This is a genomic window from Intestinimonas massiliensis (ex Afouda et al. 2020), from assembly GCF_001244995.1.
In the GTDB taxonomy this organism is placed as follows: Bacteria; Bacillota; Clostridia; order Oscillospirales; family Oscillospiraceae; genus Intestinimonas; species Intestinimonas massiliensis.
Window position 1 is genome coordinate 1 of record NZ_LN869528.1, and the last position, 2,500, is coordinate 2,500.

1 rRNA gene (cut by a window edge) is annotated in these 2,500 nt (G+C 52.9%); it reads right to left on the reverse strand.

Annotated elements, in window-relative coordinates:
- Positions 1–20: 20 nt before the first annotated feature.
- Positions 21–2,500: ribosomal RNA gene (locus BN2154_RS00130) — 23S ribosomal RNA — on the reverse strand; it runs 364 nt beyond the window's last position.

Below are 2,500 nucleotides of genomic sequence, written 5' to 3' on the forward strand. Positions count from 1 at the left end.
AAGCCTTGCATAAACATGTTAAGGTCAAGCCCTCGGCGGATTAGTCCCGGTCAGCTACACCCTTTCCCGTCCTTCCCCCTCCGGCCTATCAACGATGTAGTCCACATCGTGCCTTACCTCATTTAGAGTGAGAGATCTAATCTTAGGGGGAGTTTCACGCTTAGATGCCTTCAGCGTTTATCTCGTCCAGACGTAGCTACCCAGCTATGCCCTTGGCAGGACAACTGGTGCACCAGAGGTCTGTCCATCCCGGTCCTCTCGTACTAAGGACAGCTCCCTTCAAATCTCTTACGCCCGCAACAGATAGGGACCGAACTGTCTCACGACGTTCTGAACCCAGCTCGCGTGCCGCTTTAATTGGCGAACAGCCAAACCCTTGGGACCGAATTCAGCCCCAGGATGCGACGAGCCGACATCGAGGTGCCAAACCTCCCCGTCGCTGTGGACGCTTGGGGGAGATCAGCCTGTTATCCCCAGGGTAGCTTTTATCCGTTGAGCGACGGCATTTCCACGCACATACCGCCGGATCACTAACTCCAACTTTCGTTACTGCTCGGCCCGTCGGCCTCGCAGTTAGGCTGGCTTATACGTTTACACTCATTGCACGATTTCCGTCCGTGCTGAGCCAACCTTTGAGCGCCTCCGTTACCTTTTAGGAGGCGACCGCCCCAGTCAAACTGCCCACCTAACAGTGTCCCCCGACCGGATTCACGGCCGCAGGTTAGAAAACCAGCAAATCAAGGGTGGTATCCCAAGGGTGACTCCACCTAAGCTGACGCCCAGGCTTCCAAGTCTCCCACCTATCCTGTACATGATTTACCGATTTCCAGTATTAAGCTACAGTAAAGCTCCATGGGGTCTTTCCGTCTAGTTGCGGGTAACTGGCTTCTTCACCAGTACAACAATTTCGCCGGGTGGGCTGTTGAGACAGTGCCCAAATCGTTACGCCATTCGTGCGGGTCAGAACTTACCTGACAAGGAATTTCGCTACCTTAGGACCGTTATAGTTACGGCCGCCGTTTACTGGGGCTTCAATTCAGACCTTCGCTTGCGCTAAGCCCTCCTCTTAACCTTCCAGCACCGGGCAGGCGTCAGCCCATATACGTCATCTTTCGATTTAGCATAGACCTGTGTTTTTGGTAAACAGTCGCTTGGGCCTATTCTCTGCGGCCTGCCATAAGCAGGCTCCCCTTATCCCGAAGTTACGGGGTCATTTTGCCGAGTTCCTTAACAACCCTTCTCCCGTTGGCCTTAGGATTCTCTCCTCATCTACCTGTGTCGGTTTGCGGTACGGGCGCCTTAGTATTCCTCATGCCTTTTCTCGCCTCTGGACATCGGAGACTTCCCTACTATATTTCGGTCCCTTACGCCCCGGTCAACCAACGCCGGGGTTCCCCTATTCCAAAGTGTCAGCATGCTTAAAGTTCGGCGGCTACGGAATTTCTACCGTATGTGCATCGACTACGCCTCGCGGCCTCGCCTTAGCTCCCGGCTTACCTTGGGCGGACGAACCTTCCCCAAGAAACCTTAGATTTTCGGCCATTATGATTCCCACATAATTCTCGCTACTCATTCCGGCATTCTCACTCGAATACAGTCCACCGCTGCTTCCGCTGCGACTTCACCCCGTATTCGACGCTCCCCTACCCCTGTCCATTCGGACAAGCCCAAGCTTCGGTTACATGCTTAGCCCCGTTATATTTTCCGCGCAGAGTCACTCGACCAGTGAGCTATTACGCACTCTTTTAATGAGTGGCTGCTTCTAAGCCAACATCCTGGTTGTTTTCGCAACTCCACATCGTTTTCCACTTAGCATGTATTGGGGACCTTAGCTGTGGGTCTGGGCTGTTTCCCTTTTGTCCACGAGACTTATCTCACGTAGACTGACTGCCAGTCATCAATTCTGCGGCATTCAGAGTTTGATAGGGTTCAGTAACCTTATCGGCCCCTAGCCCATTCAGTGCTTTACCTCCGCGAATCTAAACTAACGCTAGCCCTAAAGCTATTTCGGGGAGAACCAGCTATCTCCGGGTTCGATTGGAATTTCACCGCTATCCACAAGTCATCGCCGGTCATTGCAACGAACGTGCGTTCGGTCCTCCATGGGGTTTTACCCCCACTTCAACCTGCTCATGGATAGGTCACCCGGTTTCGGGTCTATTGCAACGAACTTTATACGGGCTATTAACCCTCGGTTTCCCTTCGCCTCCGGTACTCAATACCTTAAGCTTGCTCGTTACAATAACTCGCCGGACCATTCTACAAAAGGTACCTCATCACCCATTAACGGGCTTTGAGTGCTTGTAAGCACAAGGTTTCAGGTTCTATTTCACTCCCCTCCCGGGGTCCTTTTCACCTTTCCCTCACGGTACTGCTCCTCTATCGGTCATCAGGTAGTATTTAGGCTTGGAGGGTGGTCCCCCCAGTTTCCCACCGGGTTTCACGTGTCCGGCGGTACTCTGGATCCTCACTAATAAGATTCAGTTTTCGTCTACGGGGC